16 protein-coding genes are annotated in these 14,270 nt (G+C 69.4%); 9 read left to right on the forward strand and 7 right to left on the reverse strand.

The features are described 5' to 3' along the window. Nucleotides 1-26: 26 nt before the first annotated feature. The 3 genes from N8I87_RS20145 to N8I87_RS20155 all read right to left on the reverse strand — a co-directional run bounded on the left by N8I87_RS20145 (nucleotide 27) and on the right by N8I87_RS20155 (nucleotide 1,748). Nucleotides 27-887 carry an IclR family transcriptional regulator gene (locus N8I87_RS20145; protein ID WP_263210562.1) on the reverse strand — a complete coding sequence of 287 codons (861 nt, stop codon included), beginning with the start codon at nucleotides 885-887 and terminating at the stop codon, nucleotides 27-29. 196 nt (nucleotides 888-1,083) lie between these two features. Beyond that, nucleotides 1,084-1,296: a DUF5326 family protein gene (locus N8I87_RS20150; RefSeq protein WP_263210563.1), complete on the reverse strand. Its 213-nt coding sequence runs from the start codon at nucleotides 1,294-1,296 to the stop codon at nucleotides 1,084-1,086. Nucleotides 1,297-1,430: 134 nt separating this feature from the next. After that, nucleotides 1,431-1,748, reverse strand: a complete 318-nt coding sequence (locus tag N8I87_RS20155; RefSeq protein ID WP_263210564.1) for a cupin domain-containing protein — start codon at nucleotides 1,746-1,748, stop codon at nucleotides 1,431-1,433. A 59-nt stretch (nucleotides 1,749-1,807) separates the two neighbouring features. Here N8I87_RS20155 and N8I87_RS20160 point away from each other — a divergent pair, with 59 nt between their 5' ends. From N8I87_RS20160 to N8I87_RS20185, 6 genes are all read left to right on the forward strand, one after another. Further along, nucleotides 1,808-2,188, forward strand: coding sequence for a phage holin family protein (locus N8I87_RS20160; protein ID WP_263210565.1), 381 nt, complete (start codon nucleotides 1,808-1,810; stop codon nucleotides 2,186-2,188). 5 nt (nucleotides 2,189-2,193) lie between these two features. After that, nucleotides 2,194-2,685 (forward strand): low molecular weight protein-tyrosine-phosphatase, encoded by a 492-nt coding sequence (locus N8I87_RS20165; RefSeq protein WP_263210566.1) that lies wholly within the window; start codon nucleotides 2,194-2,196, stop codon nucleotides 2,683-2,685. Beyond that, nucleotides 2,682-3,830 (forward strand): cystathionine gamma-lyase, encoded by a 1,149-nt coding sequence (locus N8I87_RS20170; RefSeq protein ID WP_263210567.1) that lies wholly within the window; start codon nucleotides 2,682-2,684, stop codon nucleotides 3,828-3,830. Before N8I87_RS20165 ends, N8I87_RS20170 begins: the two co-directional genes overlap by 4 nt. Before the next feature lie 228 nt (nucleotides 3,831-4,058). Beyond that, nucleotides 4,059-4,964, forward strand: coding sequence for a LysR family transcriptional regulator (locus tag N8I87_RS20175; protein WP_263210568.1), 906 nt, complete (start codon nucleotides 4,059-4,061; stop codon nucleotides 4,962-4,964). 88 nt (nucleotides 4,965-5,052) lie between these two features. Next, on the forward strand, nucleotides 5,053-5,535 hold the full coding sequence (locus N8I87_RS20180) for an NUDIX domain-containing protein (RefSeq protein WP_263210569.1): 483 nt from the start codon (nucleotides 5,053-5,055) through the stop codon (nucleotides 5,533-5,535). Between the two features lie 175 nt (nucleotides 5,536-5,710). Beyond that, a complete protein-coding gene (locus N8I87_RS20185) occupies nucleotides 5,711-6,577 on the forward strand; it encodes a GNAT family N-acetyltransferase (protein WP_263210570.1) in 867 nt (288 codons plus the stop codon). Between the two features lie 76 nt (nucleotides 6,578-6,653). Here N8I87_RS20185 and N8I87_RS20190 read toward each other — a convergent pair whose 3' ends face one another. Both N8I87_RS20190 and N8I87_RS20195 read right to left on the reverse strand, forming a co-directional pair. After that, nucleotides 6,654-7,073 carry a GlcG/HbpS family heme-binding protein gene (locus N8I87_RS20190; RefSeq protein WP_263210571.1) on the reverse strand — a complete coding sequence of 140 codons (420 nt, stop codon included), beginning with the start codon at nucleotides 7,071-7,073 and terminating at the stop codon, nucleotides 6,654-6,656. 53 nt (nucleotides 7,074-7,126) lie between these two features. Beyond that, entirely contained in the window at nucleotides 7,127-8,335 is a 1,209-nt protein-coding gene (locus tag N8I87_RS20195; protein WP_263210572.1) for an MFS transporter, read from the reverse strand. A 145-nt stretch (nucleotides 8,336-8,480) separates the two neighbouring features. On the opposite strand from N8I87_RS20195, the gene N8I87_RS20200 reads away from it, so the two are divergent. Both N8I87_RS20200 and N8I87_RS20205 read left to right on the forward strand, forming a co-directional pair. Next, on the forward strand, nucleotides 8,481-8,939 hold the full coding sequence (locus N8I87_RS20200; protein ID WP_263210573.1) for a MarR family winged helix-turn-helix transcriptional regulator: 459 nt from the start codon (nucleotides 8,481-8,483) through the stop codon (nucleotides 8,937-8,939). Between the two features lie 9 nt (nucleotides 8,940-8,948). Beyond that, entirely contained in the window at nucleotides 8,949-9,401 is a 453-nt protein-coding gene (locus N8I87_RS20205; RefSeq protein WP_263210574.1) for a GNAT family N-acetyltransferase, read from the forward strand. Between the two features lie 58 nt (nucleotides 9,402-9,459). On the opposite strand, the gene N8I87_RS20210 is transcribed toward N8I87_RS20205, so the two are convergent. Together N8I87_RS20210 and dnaB are read right to left on the reverse strand one after the other, a co-directional pair. After that, nucleotides 9,460-10,845, reverse strand: coding sequence for a serine hydrolase domain-containing protein (locus N8I87_RS20210; RefSeq protein ID WP_263210575.1), 1,386 nt, complete (start codon nucleotides 10,843-10,845; stop codon nucleotides 9,460-9,462). Between the two features lie 44 nt (nucleotides 10,846-10,889). Further along, nucleotides 10,890-12,368: a replicative DNA helicase gene (gene dnaB, locus N8I87_RS20215; protein WP_263210576.1), complete on the reverse strand. Its 1,479-nt coding sequence runs from the start codon at nucleotides 12,366-12,368 to the stop codon at nucleotides 10,890-10,892. 459 nt (nucleotides 12,369-12,827) lie between these two features. Between dnaB and N8I87_RS20220 the strand changes: the two genes are divergently transcribed. After that, entirely contained in the window at nucleotides 12,828-14,165 is a 1,338-nt protein-coding gene (locus N8I87_RS20220) for an MATE family efflux transporter (RefSeq protein ID WP_263210578.1), read from the forward strand. The last annotated feature ends 105 nt before the right edge of the window (nucleotides 14,166-14,270 follow it).

Below are 14,270 nucleotides of genomic sequence, written 5' to 3' on the forward strand. Positions count from 1 at the left end.
CATGTGAGATCACAAGGAGTGAGTTTTCAGATACTGATAGAGATCGCCAGTGTCCCCAGGTGCTGTCCGACCTCGGCCTGCAGTTGCCGGGCCGCGGGCAGCAGCCGGTCCGCCTGGTGGGCGGGCAGGGAAAGGGCCATCGTGGCCGCCGTGGTACCGACCGTGATCGGGATCGCCGCGCAGACCGTCCCCAGCGCGTACTCCTGCCGCTCCGTCACCGGCTCCATCCGGCGCATCCGGTCCAGACGCCGCAGCAGGCTCTGACTGTCGCGCACGGTGTACGGGGTGAGGGGCAGCACCGGGTAGCGGTCGAGGTGGTCGCGGCGCGCATCCTCGTCAACCTGGGACAGCAGACACTGCCCGATCGCGTGCGCGTGCCCGGTTTCCCGGAAGTCGGCCCACTCCTCGACCGCCGGGGTGCTCGGGGTGTCGGAGACGCACATGACCTCGATCTCGCCGTCCCGGTACATCGCGTAGTACACCGGCACACCGATGGAATCGCGCCATTGCGCGAGCGCGGCCGCGACCGCGCTGCGACGTTTCTGCTGGGCTCCGCTGCTGCCCAGCCGCTCGGCCGCCTCTCCGAGGAAGAACAGGCCCTTGTCACGGCGGAGATAGCCCTCGTGCACGAGGGTGCGCAGCAGGTGATACGCCGTCGGGAGCGCCAGGCCGGTCTCGCGGGCCAGTTGCTTGGCGGGAGCGCCGTACTCGTGCTCGGCGACCGTCTCCAGCAGCCGCATCGCCCGTTGCACGGATCCGATGAGGGTCGCGGAGTGCGGCTGTTCGGGCACCGCCGCGGAGGTCGGCCGCTGCGCGGGGGGTGTGGAGGAGCGCGGCTGTGCGGGGGGTGCGTGCGGTACTGCGGGTGCGGTGTCAGCCGTGGCCAAGGGTCACTCCCGAAGCGCGAGGGGGCAGCCCGTGCGGAGGAACACGGGTGGGGTGTACGCCGCCCGCGGGGCTGGGCCCCGCGTCGAATTCCGGACTTTAACGGCCCGCCACCGCTGTCAGACGGCCTGCCCGGAAAACTTCCCTCGCCCGAGGGAACAGGCGATTCCTGTTACCGCCACCCGTTTCCCACGGCCCTCACCAGTCGCTGCGCGACGAGGAACCCGATATGAACTTCCGCACGACGTAGATCAGTCCGCCGACCAGAGCGACGAAGATCAGAACCTTGAAGAGCAGGTAGACCACGAATCCGACCACGCTGGCTATCAGCCCGCCGAACACGACCAGGGCGATGACCGGCACCGCGATCCACTTCACCCACCACGGCAGTCCCGTGAAGATCTCTCGCATTGCCCTCGTCCTTTGCAGTCTTGTGCGTTCTCGAAGTCCTGCACTCGATGCTAGAGCCGCCAGGGGGTCCGGCGGGGGCCTCGCACCCCTTGTCCTCCCCTGACCGTTCCCCTAGGGAACCCTGAGGCGCGGGATCAGGCCTCAGGGGGAGAGAAGAGCACCAGGACCCTCAGATCCTCGCTGATGTGGTGGAACTTGTGGGCCACCCCGGCCGGCACGTACACCACGCTGCCGCGCGCGACCTGGGTCGTCTCCATGCCCACCGTGATCGACGCACGGCCGCTCACGACGAAGTACACCTCGTCCTGGTTGTGGGGCTTCTGAGGGTCGTGCTCGCCCGCGTTGAGGGCGTACAGACCGACCGACATGTTGCGTTCCCGCAGAAACTGGAGGTAGGCACCCTCGTTGGCGGCACGCTCCGCCTCCAGTTCATCCAACCGGAATGCCTTCATCGCACTTGCCCGCCCTTGCTCACTGCTCAGATCCGGTCACGTCTGCCACGATCAGACACATGAAGAATTTCGTAGTCAAGACGATCGCCAACGCCGGGGCCCTGGCGGTCGCCGTGTGGCTGCTCGACAAGATCACTCTGACCGGTGACAGCACGGGCAAGAAAATCGGCACGCTGATAGTGGTCGCCCTGCTCTTCGGCCTGGTGAACTGGCTGGTCAAGCCGATCGTGAAGGTCCTGACCTTCCCGCTGTTCATCCTGACCCTCGGCCTGATCACCCTGGTGGTCAACGCGCTGATGCTGCTGCTGACCTCGTGGCTGTGCGGCAAGCTCGACCTGAGCTTCCACGTGGACGGCTTCTGGACCGCCGTCCTCGGCGGCCTGATCATCTCGATCGTCTCCTGGGCACTGAACGTCGTCCTGCCCGACGGCAAGGACTGACCCCGATGGCGTACCGCGTCTGCTTCGTCTGCACCGGCAACATCTGCCGGTCCCCGATGGCCGAATTCGTCTTCCGCGCGCGCGTGGCCGAGGCCGACCTGACAGACCTGGTCGAGATCGACAGCGCCGGCACCGGCGACTGGCACGAGGGCGAGGGCGCGGACCCGCGCACCGTCTCCGTCCTGGAGGAGCACGGCTACGACACCGATCACACGGCCCGCCAGTTCCGGGCCTCGTGGTTCTCGCACCTCGACCTCGTGATCGCCCTCGACGCCGGCCACCTCAAGGCCCTGCGCCGTCTGGCGCCCACGGAGGAGGACACACTCAAGGTGCGGCTGCTCCGCTCGTACGACCCCGCCGCAGGCGACGACCTCGATGTACCGGACCCGTACTACGGGGGTACGAGCGGCTTCGAGGAGTGTCTTGAGATGGTGGAGGCGGCGAGCACGGGTCTGCTCGCCGCGGTGCGCGAGCAGGTGGAGGGACGGGTGGCATGAGCGATTCCGCGACCGACGACGGCCGTACGGGGGACGGCACACGTGCGGTGCGCGCCGGGCTGCCCGAACCGGTCAAGCACGAACCGACCCTGCCCGGTCCGGTCTTCGCCGCGCACTTCCATCTGCCGGGCGAGGTGACGGGTCCGTACGCCTACGGGCGTGACGACAATCCGACGTGGACCCTGCTGGAGCAGGCCATCGGCGAGTTGGAGGCGCCCGGGCAGGACTGCGTCGAGACCCTTGTGTTCGCCTCCGGCATGGCGGCCATCTCCGCGGTGCTGTTCTCCCAGCTGCGCGCCGGGGACGCCGTGGTGCTGCCGAGCGACGGCTACCAGGTGCTGCCCATGGTCCGCGCCCAGCTGGAGGCCTACGGCATCGAGGTACGTACCGCGCCCACCGGCGACGACGCCCAGCTGGAGGTTCTGGACGGGGCGAACCTGCTGTGGATCGAGTCCCCGTCCAACCCGGGCCTCGACGTGTGCGACATCCGGCGGCTCGCCGAGGCGGCACATGCGCGTGGCGCCCTGGTCGCCGTCGACAACACCCTGGCCACGCCCCTCGGGCAGCGGCCGCTGGAGCTGGGCGCCGACTTCGCCGTGGCCAGCGGCACCAAGCAGCTCACCGGGCACGGGGACATCCTCCTGGGGTATGTCGCCGGCCACGACGCCGAGGCCATGGCCGCCGTACGCCGCTGGCGCAAGATCGTCGGGGCGATCGCCGGACCCATGGAGGCCTGGCTGGCGCACCGCTCCATCGCCACGCTCCAGCTGCGCGCGGACCGGCAGAACGCCACCGCCCTCACGCTCGCGCGGGCATTGCGCGAGCGGCCCGAGGTGACCGGGCTGCGCTATCCCGGTCTGCCCGACGACCCCTCGTACAAGACCGCCTCGCGCCAGATGCGGCGCTATGGGTGCGTGGTCTCCTTCACGCTGCCCACGCGCGCGCGTGCCGAGCGTTTTCTCCAAGCGCTGCGGCTCGTGGACGACGCGACGAGCTTCGGCGGGGTGCGGTCCACCGCCGAGCGGCGGCGGCGCTGGGCTGGGGATCCGGTGCCGGAGGGCTTCATCCGGCTGTCGGTCGGTGCCGAGGACGCCGAGGATCTGGTGGCGGACGTGCTCCGGGCGCTCGACGCATCGGCGGACTGACCGGTTCGGGGACGCCCGCCCGGGGTCCGGCTACGTACAACGGACGGTCCGAGCCTCCCCCCTCGTGGCTCGGACCGTCCCCGGTTCTGCGCGCGAAGAACCGCGCGAACAAGGCTAGTTGACTCTGTGTCAGTGTCCAATCACCGTAGCGACAGAGACCTATCGACTTATTTATAGTTGGGCCCTGCCTGGGGGCCGGAGAAGGGCAGGGAAAGGGGAGGGCGCGCCATGGATCTGGCCTTGCTGCGCACTTTCGTGACCGTGCACCGGGCAGGCTCCTTCACCCGCGCCGCCGCCCTGCTCGGCCTCTCGCAGCCGGCCGTCACCTCACAGATCCGCACCCTGGAAAGACAGCTGGGGCGCCCGCTGTTCCTGCGGCAGGCCCGCGGAGTGACTCCGACGACCATCGGCGACGAACTCGCCCACAAGGCCGCGCCGCACCTCGACGCCCTGGTGGAGATCACCGAGACGGGACTCGACGACGAGTTCTCGCTGCGCACCCTGCATCTGGCCGGTCCGCCCGAGTTCACCGCGGAGCGCGCACTGCCCGTCCTCACGGAGCTCACCGGCGAGGACGGCCAGGGTTTCGCGCTGCGCGCCTCCTTCGGGAACGCGGAGGAGACCCTGGAGGGGCTGGCCGCCGGACATCATGATCTGGCCATCAGTACGGCCCGTCCGCGCGGCGCGCTGCTCACGGCGACTGCGCTCTGCGACGAGGAGCACGTACTGGTCGCGGCGCCGCGCTGGGCCGTGGAGATCGGCTCCGGGGTGCTGCGCCGCAAGGGCGCACCCGCCCTGGAGAACCTGCCCGTCGTCGAGGTCCATGAGTCGCTGCCCTTCGTCTCCCGCTACTGGGCCTCCGTCTTCGACTCCCGCCCGGCCGCCTCGGGCACCGTCATCGTCCCCGATCTGCGTGCCGTCCTCGCATGCGCGATCGCGGGCGCGGGGCTCGCGGTGCTTCCGCGCTATCTGTGCGCGACCGCCCTCGGCCTCGGGGAGGTCGTCGCACTCCACGATCCCGCGGTGCCGCCCCTGCGCACGTACTTCCTGGTGGTACGCACCGGCACGCTCGCCATGCCGCATGTCGCGCGGGCGTACGAGTGGCTCCAGCGAGCGGCCACGGACTGGGGCTGAGCGTCCCCGGCGCGCGGATCACGCCACGCGATGGGACGGTGGCAGTTTGTGATGTTTCACGTGGAACCAGCCGGGCCACATTTCCTCCATGACCGTCCGACCCGTGGTCAAGCGCACCGCCCGTGCCGTCCTCCTGGACGGCGATGACCTCATCCTGATCAAGCGCACCAAGCCCGGTGTCGATCCCTACTGGGTCACTCCCGGTGGCGGGGTCGAGCCGGAGGACCCGACCGTCGTCGACGCCCTGCACCGCGAGGTGTACGAGGAGCTCGGCGCCAAGATCACCGATGTGGTGCCCTGCTTCGTGGACACCGTGGAGCACATCGGTGAGGACGGTGGCGCGACCGGCGTGAAGGTGCAGCACTTCTTCGTCTGTCGGCTGGAGTCCATGGACCCGGCCCTGCGCCATGGCCCCGAAGTGGAGGAGCCAGCCGGCGAGTACGAGATCGTCCGCGTGCCGTTCACCCGGGTCGGCATCGCCTCGGTCCATCTCGTGCCACTGTCGCTGCGGCACTATCTGGACGGCAATATCGAAGGCGTACGCGCCATGCACGCCCCCGACCTCGGCTGACCATGAGCGTCCATCGTGTCTCATGGGCGTCGAAGCTCATCGGGTCCCCCATGTTTCACGTGAAACAACCCGCCTTGTCCACACGTTGTACGGATGGCCACGGCATGGCCAAAAGCACATGCGTCCCCCCGAATCAGGTGGACGTCAGGGGTGCCGGTCGGACAGCCTGACCTGCGTGCCGACTCCTTCCCTCGCCGCTCTGCCCATCCGCCGACTGACGCCTCGCGATCTCACCGCCTGCGCCGATCTGTCAGAAAACCGGGGGTGGCCCCGCGAGGAACACAAGTGGGGATTCCTCCTCACGGCCGGGAAGGGCCACGGCATCGACGACCCCGACGGTGGCCTTGTCGCCGCCTACGTCGTCACGGAGTACGGCCCCGGGGACCGGCCGGATCTTGCGGGCATCGGCATGGTGCTGGTCGCCGAGAGGCACGCCCGCCAGGGCGTCGGACGCCGGCTGATGTGCCACGTGATGTCGACGATGGGAACCACCCCGCTCACGCTTCATGCGACGCCGTACGGCCGGCCCCTGTACGAAGAGCTCGGCTTCAAGGTCACCGGGCGGGCGGAGATGCTCCGGGGACACTTCACGCCGGGCGGGCCGGAGCCTCGGGTGGTGACGCGCTCGGCCACCGCCGAGGACCTCGGCTCGATCCTCCGGCTCGACGAAGAGGTGTTCGGCGCCGATCGCACGCACCTCATCACGCGCCTGCCCGCCTTCGCCGACCAGCTGCGCGTCGCCGAGGAAAACGGCCGGATCGTCGGATACACGGCCGCCTGGCCCAACATGGACACCCATGTCGTCGGCCCGCTGATCGCCCATGACACGGAGACCGCGAAGGCTCTGCTCACCTCGCTCGCCGCCCGCACGGAGCGTCCGCTCCGCATCGACATCGACGTACGGCACGAGGAGCTTGTGGCCTGGGCGCAGGAGCGCGGGCTGCAGTCCGTGTCCTCCAACGCCGTCATGACGTACGGCATCACGGAACTGCCCGGGGACTGGACCCGGCGGTTCGCTCCGGTGACGGTCGCGGCAGGCTGAGAAACGCTCGTACGTACGGCACGGCCGGCTCCCGCCGTGTGGTGGGAGCCGGCCGTGCCGCGGGGAACACGCTGGATCAGGCAAGCGTCTCCACGGCGGCGAGCGCGAAACCGTGGTCCTGCTCCGGCGCACCGCCGACGACGCCTATCGCACCGATCAGACGGCCGTCGCGGTGGACCGGGATACCACCCGCGATGAACAGCAGCGGCCGGTCGAGCGCGGTGGGCAGCGTGTGGAACGGGCCGCCGGGCTGGACGGCGTCGACGAGGTCCGCGGTGGGGGCGTTCAGCTGGAGCGCCGTGTAGGCGTTGCGGGTGCTGGTCTCCCCGGAGATCAGCACGGCCCGGTCGTCGCGCCGGAAGGCGAGCAGATCACCGCCCGCGTCCAGGACGGTGACCCTGACGGTGACTCCGGCGGCCTCCGCCGCGCGGCGGACCTCGGTGATGAGGGTCTCGGCGTCGTGGGTGGTGAGCGGGGCGACGGCGGTGGTGCTCATGAGGTGTTTCTCCTTGGGGTACTGCGGGGGTCGGGCTCGGTGTGGGGTGCGGCTCAGTGGTGGACGGCCGTCCGCTGTGCGGCAGGTGCGCCGCCCGCCACCACAGCGGAGGGCCCGCTGTCGCGGCGCTCCAGGGCCGCAGAGAGGACGGCGAGGACCAACGCGGCTGCGGCAAGAGCGGCGCCGACCCAGTTGGGGGCGGTGTATCCGAAGCCCGCGGCAATCACCATGCCGCCGAGCCAGGCGGACAGCGCGTTGCCGAGGTTGAAGGCGCCGATGTTCACGGCGGAGGCCAGGGTGGGCGCACCGTGCGCCTGGTCGAGGACGCGCTTCTGCAGCGGCGGGACGGTCGCGAAGCCCAGGGCGCCGATGAGGGCGATGGTCACGGCTGCCGCGATCTTGTTGTGCGCGGTGAGCGTGAAGAGGGCGAGCACGACGGCCAGGGCGCCCAGGGAGACGTACAGCATGGGCATCAGCGCGCGGTCGGCGAACCTGCCGCCGACGAGGTTGCCGCCGACCATGCCGAGGCCGAAGAGGACCAGCAGCCAGGTGACGGAGCCGTCGGCGAAGCCGGCGGCATGGGTCATCATCGGCGCGATGTACGTGATGGCCGCGAAGACGCCGCCGAAGCCGAGGACGGTCATCACCATGGCGAGCAGGACCTGGGCGTTCTTGAAGGCGGCCAGTTCGTGGCGCAGGTGCACACCGTCCGGCTTGGGCAGCTCCGGTACCAGCCTGGCGATGCCGGCCAGGCCAACGACGCCGAGGGCGGCGACGATCCCGAAAGTCACGCGCCAGCCGACGTGCTGGCCGACAAGCGTGCCCAGCGGGACACCGACGACGTTGGCGACCGTCAGGCCGGTGAACATCATCGCGATGGCTCCGGCCTTCTTGTCCGGGGCCACCAGATCGGCCGCGACGACCGAGCCGATGCCGAAGAAGGCTCCGTGGGCGAGCGAGGCGATCACCCGTCCGATCAGCATGACGGCGAAGGCGGGGGCGAGGGCGGACACCAGGTTTCCGGCGATGAACAGGCCCATCAGCAGCATCAGCATCCGCTTGCGCGAGACCTTGGTGCCGAGCGCGGTCATCAGCGGAGCGCCGATCACCACACCGAGCGCGTAGCCCGTGACGAGCAGGCCCGCAGTGGGGATGGAGACGCCGAAGTCACCCGCGACCTCGGGCAGCAAGCCCATGATCACGAACTCGGTCGTTCCGATTCCGAAGGCCCCGATCGCGAGGGCCAGGAGCGCGAGAGGCATGTGGGGGTATACCCTTCCCAGATGATTGCAGTAGCGCTTTGCGTGTGTCCACAATAGTTGCAGACGCGGGCTATATGCAACAGCGGGCTGTCGCGGAGTTGCCCTATCCTGGGATTCAGCCGCTCCGGGACGGAGGAGAACGCCCATGACAGCGACGGACCCCACGCTCACCGCCCTCGCCCAGGGCTGGTGTGCCCTCTCCCTGCTGCACGGGAGGATCGAGGCCCACATCGAGCGGGCCCTGCAGGTGAAGCACGATCTGAGCGTGCGCGAGTACTCCCTGCTGGACGTGCTCAGCCGGCAGCACGACGGCGAAGGTGGGCATCTGCAGATGAAGCAGGTCGCCGACGCGGTCGTCCTCAGCCAGAGCGCCACCACCCGGCTTGTCACGCGCCTGGAGGACCGCGGGCTCCTCGAGCGTTATCTGTGCCCCACCGACCGCCGTGGCATCTACACGAACGTCACTGAAGCGGGCCTGAAGCTGCTCGAAGAGGCGCGTCCGACCAATGACTCCGCCCTGCGTGAGGCCCTTGACGAGGCGGCCAGGAACCCGGAGCTCACCCCGCTGGTACGGGTGGTCGAGTCGTTGAGCGTGCCCGCATAGGGTGCGGGCATGGGAGACCTCGAGATACGCCCCGTAATCGCCGACGACATCCCGGCCGTCGTCGGCATGCTCGCCGACGACCCACTGGGGGCACGGCGCGAGTCACCGGACGACCTGGCCCCGTATCTGACCGCGCTGGAGCGGCTCTCCGCCGACCCGAACCAGCGGGTGGTCGTAGCCGTGCGCGAGGGTCGCGTCATCGGCACGCTCCAGCTCACCCTGATTCCCGGGCTGTCCCGGCGCGGTGCCACCCGGTCGATCATCGAGGCGGTTCGCATCCACGCGGACGAGCGCGGCAGCGGTCTGGGCACCCAGCTGATCCAGTGGGCGATCGACAAATCCCGCGACCAGGGCTGCCAGTTGGTGCAGCTGACCTCCGACGTCAGCCGCACCGACGCCCACCGCTTCTACGAGCGACTCGGCTTCACGGCCTCACATCTGGGCTTCAAGCTCCAGCTCTGACAGACACAAGGAGGTGGCCTGTTTCACGTGAAACAGGCCACCTCCTGTACGGGACTCTCTAGCCGATCCCGCGCCACCCCTCCGGATCCACCCCACCGGGCACCGGAGCCCCCTCCTCGTACGGCTGCCGCGTGAACACGAACGACCCGAGGTCGAGATGGCTCTCCGCCCCGTCCGGGCGCCGTAGGGGCCGCAGAAGCTCTCCGGCGTAGTAGCCCTCCAGGCCCGTCCAAGTGCCGTCGCCGTTGGCCCGGAAGCGTGACCGTCGGCCGTTGTCGGACAGCGGCCCGAGCGAAATGAGCCCATCAGCCGTCACCCGCAGGGCGAAGGCCTGCGTGCCCCAGTACCACTGGCCCGCCAACTCCACCACGGACGGGTCGGCTTCTCTCAACGGCCGCCACGGCTCCGGGATCCGTGGCTCGGCCTCGGCGACGATGCGGACGAGATCGGCACCCACCGCGGACAGCACCGGGCCGGAGGTGCAGTTCGCCAGCACCACGGCCGCGACATCGTCCGCCACGCTGATCATGAGGTTCGCCAGGAAGCCCGGCAGCGAACCCGAGTGCCCCACCAGCAGCCGCCCGTGGCGGTGCTGGATCTGCAGGCCGAGTCCGTAGGCGGCGCCGTCCGCCACATCCGCGGCCTCGGCGGGTGCGGCCGGCATACGCATCTCCCGTACGGACTCGGCGCTCAGCACCCGGTCGTCCCCCGCGGCCAGGAAGGCGGCGAACCGCGCCAGGTCGCCCGAGGTGGACCAGAGCTGTCCAGCCGGAGCCATTCTCCCGAGATCCTCGGCGGGCTCAGGAAGCAGCACATCGGCCCACGGATGCACGGCCCAGCCACCCGCATACGGCGCCTGGGGCTGCACACTTGTCCGGCTCAGGCCCAGAGGTTCGAGGATCTCGCGCCGCAGGACGTCCTCCCAGGGAGCGCCCCTCAGCTCCTCCACCAGCGCGCCCAGCAGCGTGTAGCCGGGGTTCGAGTAGTGGTGACGGCGGCCGACGGGGTGCAGGAAGGGCTGCTCACCGAGCACGTCGGCGAGTTCGGGGCGCAGCGACCCGGGTGTGCGCTCCCACCACGGCCCGGGCGACTCCGCGGCCAGCCCGCCGGTGTGGGCGAGCAGTTCGGCCACGGTGGCCTCCCCCACGCCGGTGCCCGGCAGATGCTTCTCGAGGGGGTCACCGAGGTCGAGCAGTCCCTCGTCGCGCAGCCGCAGCACGAGGACGGCGGTGAAGGTCTTGGTGATCGAGCCGATCCGGTACTGCACGTTCTCGTCCGGGGCGTGCCCGTCCACCGAGGTCCGCGCACCGTGCCACACGGCCCTGCCGTCCCTCACCACAGCCGCCACCAGCGACGGCGCCCGCCCTTCCGCCTGTGCCTCGGCGATCCGGTGCAGCAGCGCTCGTCGCGTACCGGGGAGCAGCTCTTCCTGCGATGTCGTCATGAGCCCAGTCCATCCGGTGCGGCGCTGTGCGTCGAGTTCATTTCTCAGGTCTGGGCCATGTCGACGAACCGCGAGTAGTGACCCTGGAAGGCCACCGTGATCGTCGCGGTCGGGCCGTTACGGTGCTTGGCGACGATCAGGTCGGCCTCGCCCGCGCGCGGGGACTCCTTCTCGTACGCGTCCTCGCGGTGCAGCAGGATGACCATGTCGGCGTCCTGCTCGATGGAGCCGGACTCACGCAGGTCGGAGACCATCGGCTTCTTGTCGGTGCGCTGTTCGGGGCCACGGTTCAGCTGGGAGAGCGCGATGACCGGGACCTCCAGCTCCTTGGCGAGGAGCTTGAGGTTACGGGACATGTCCGAGACCTCCTGCTGACGGCTCTCGGCACGCTTGGAGCCGCCGGACTGCATCAGCTGGAGGTAGTCGATGACGACGAGTTTGAGGTCGTTGCGCTGTTTCAGACGGCGGCACTTGGCGCGGATCTCCATCATCGACAGGTTCGGGGAGTCGTCGATGTAGAGGGGGGCCGCGGAGACGTCCGGCATACGGCGGGCCAGTCGTGTCCAGTCCTCGTCGGTCATGGTGCCCGAGCGCATGTGGTGCAGGGCGACACGGGCCTCGGCGGACAGCAGACGCATCGCGATCTCGTTGCGGCCCATTTCGAGCGAGAAGATGACGCTCGGCAGGTTGTGCTTGATCGAGGCGGCTCGGGCGAAGTCCAGCGCGAGCGTCGACTTACCCATGGCGGGGCGGGCCGCGATGACGATCATCTGGCCCGGGTGCAGCCCGTTCGTCAGCGAGTCGAAGTCCGTGAAGCCGGTGGGCACACCGGTCATCTCACCGCTGCGCGAGCCGATGGCCTCGATCTCGTCGAGGGCACCCTCCATGATGTCGCCGAGGGGCAGGTAGTCCTCGCTGGTGCGCTGCTCGGTGACGGCGTAGATCTCGGCCTGGGCGCGGTTGACGATCTCGTCGACATCGTCGTCGGCCGCGTATCCCATCTGGGTGATGCGAGTGCCGGCCTCGACCAGGCGGCGCAGTACGGCCCGCTCGTGGACGATCTCCGCGTAGTACTCGGCGTTGGCCGCCGTCGGCACGGTCTGGACGAGCGTGTGCAGATACGAGGCGCCGCCGACCTTGTTGATCTCGCCGCGCTTGGTGAGTTCGGCGGCGATCGTGATGGGGTCGGCCGGCTCGCCCTTGGCATAGACGTCGAGGATCGCGGTGTAGATCGTCTCGTGGGCGGGCTTGTAGAAGTCATGGCCCTTGAGGACCTCGACGACGTCCGCGATGGCGTCCTTGGACAGCAGCATGCCGCCGAGGACGGACTGCTCGGCGTCGAGATCCTGTGGCGGCACCCGCTCGAAGGCCGAGCCGCCGCCGTCCCACTCGCCGTTCTCCCGGCCCCGGTCGTGCTGCTCGTCACGGCTCCGGCCGCCGTCCCCGCGCCGACGGGAGGCCGGCAGACGATCACTGGGACCGCTGTCGGCCCACGGGTCGTCCAAGGGCTCGGAAATGCTCACCGAGCCACCTCCTCCCGTCCGCCCAGCGGACCTCGCCGTGCCCCTCATTTCTACGGCACGACACTGACAGTTGAGAGGCCCAACTCCGGTTCCGTCGCGTCGGATTTGTGACGTTTCCGAGGTCGGCGGACCGAGCGGGCGCCGGACCACGTTAGGCCTGTCGGCACCGTCAGCCAATCTGGTTATCCACAGGCCATGTGGACGACGGCCCGGATGCTGTGGAGAAACTGGCAAAACCTGTGCACGACCCGGTGGACAGCCCTGTGAACAAGCCCTCGATCCCCCTAGAGAAATCGCTCTGACCTGCAAGGTTGTCGTCCACCGGCTGTGCAGAAGAAAAACTTCTCCGGTCGGATCAAGATCGGTTCGAACGGTGCGCGAGCCTACGCGACGTCAGACGGGAGGTAAGGACTGGAAAGCATTTGCACCTCTTACCTGTGGACGATTAGATTAGTGCCCATGCCACTGGCTCCCGCGACCCCCAGGCCCACCCGACGGCGGCACGACCGCGAGATCGTCGCGCTGGCCGTCCCGGCCTTCGGCGCACTCGTCGCCGAGCCGCTGTTCGTCATGGCCGACAGTGCGATCGTCGGCCATCTCGGCACCGCCCAGCTCGCCGGCCTCGGTGTGGCCTCGGCCCTCCTCACAACCGCCGTGAGCGTCTTCGTCTTCCTCGCCTACGCCACCACGGCCGCCGTCGCGCGCCGCGTCGGCGCGGGCGACCTCCAGGCGGCCATACGCCAGGGCATGGACGGCATCTGGCTGGCGCTCCTGCTCGGAGCCGCAGTCATCGCCGCCGTCCTGCCCCTGGCGCCCGGTCTCGTGTCCCTCTTCGGCGCATCGCACACCGCCGCTCCCTACGCGACGACCTATCTGCGCATCTCGGCCCTGGGCATCCCCGCGATGCTGGTCGTGCTCGCCTCGACCGGGGTGCTGCGCGGGCTCCAGGACACCCGGACCCCGCTGTATGTCGCCGTCGCGGGCTTCGTCGCCAATGCCGTCCTCAACGTCGGACTCGTCTACGGCGTCGGACTCGGCATCGCCGGCTCCGCCTGGGGAACCGTCATCGCCCAGTGCGGCATGGCGATGGTCTATCTCGCCGTGGTGGTCCGGGGCGCCCGTAAGCACGGAGCGTCCCTGCGCCCCGATGCCGCGGGCATCAGAGCCTCCGCACAGGCCGGTGCCCCCTTGCTCGTCCGTACGCTGTCGCTGCGGGCGATTCTTATGATCGCCACGGCCGTCGCGGCCCGCCTCAGTGACGCCGACATGGCCGCCCACCAGATCATCCTGTCCCTGTGGAGCCTGCTGGCCTTCGCTCTCGACGCCATCGCGATCGCGGGTCAGGCCATCATCGGGCGCTGTCTCGGCGCCGATGACGCCCAGGGCGCCCGAGAGGCGTCCCGCCGCATGGTCCAGTGGGGCATCACCACCGGTGTCGTACTGGGCCTGCTCGTGGTGGCCGCCCGGCCGCTGTTCCTCCCGTTGTTCACCAGCGACTCCGTGGTGAAGGGCGCGGCGCTGCCCGCACTGCTGATGGTGGCCCTCTCCCAGCCCGTCTGCGGGATCGTCTTCGTCCTGGACGGTGTCCTGATGGGCGCCGGGGACGGGCCCTATCTGGCCTGGGCCATGGTGGTGACCTTGGCGGTGTTCACCCCGGCCGCGCTGCTCGTCCCCGCGCTGGGCGGTGGCCTCACCGCACTCTGGGCGGCCATGACGCTCATGATGACGGTCAGGATGCTGACCCTCTGGCTGCGCGCCCGTTCGGGCCGGTGGATCGTGACGGGTGCGACGCGCTGACCGTTTCACGTGAAACATGCAGCGCCCGGCACGCAGCCGTGCCGACACCGCACGCGAAGGAAGAGGGGCCGCCCCGTAGGAGGCGGCCCCTCTCAGCTGATCAAG

The organism is Streptomyces sp. HUAS 15-9 (genome assembly GCF_025642155.1).
Taxonomy (GTDB): Bacteria; Actinomycetota; Actinomycetes; order Streptomycetales; family Streptomycetaceae; genus Streptomyces.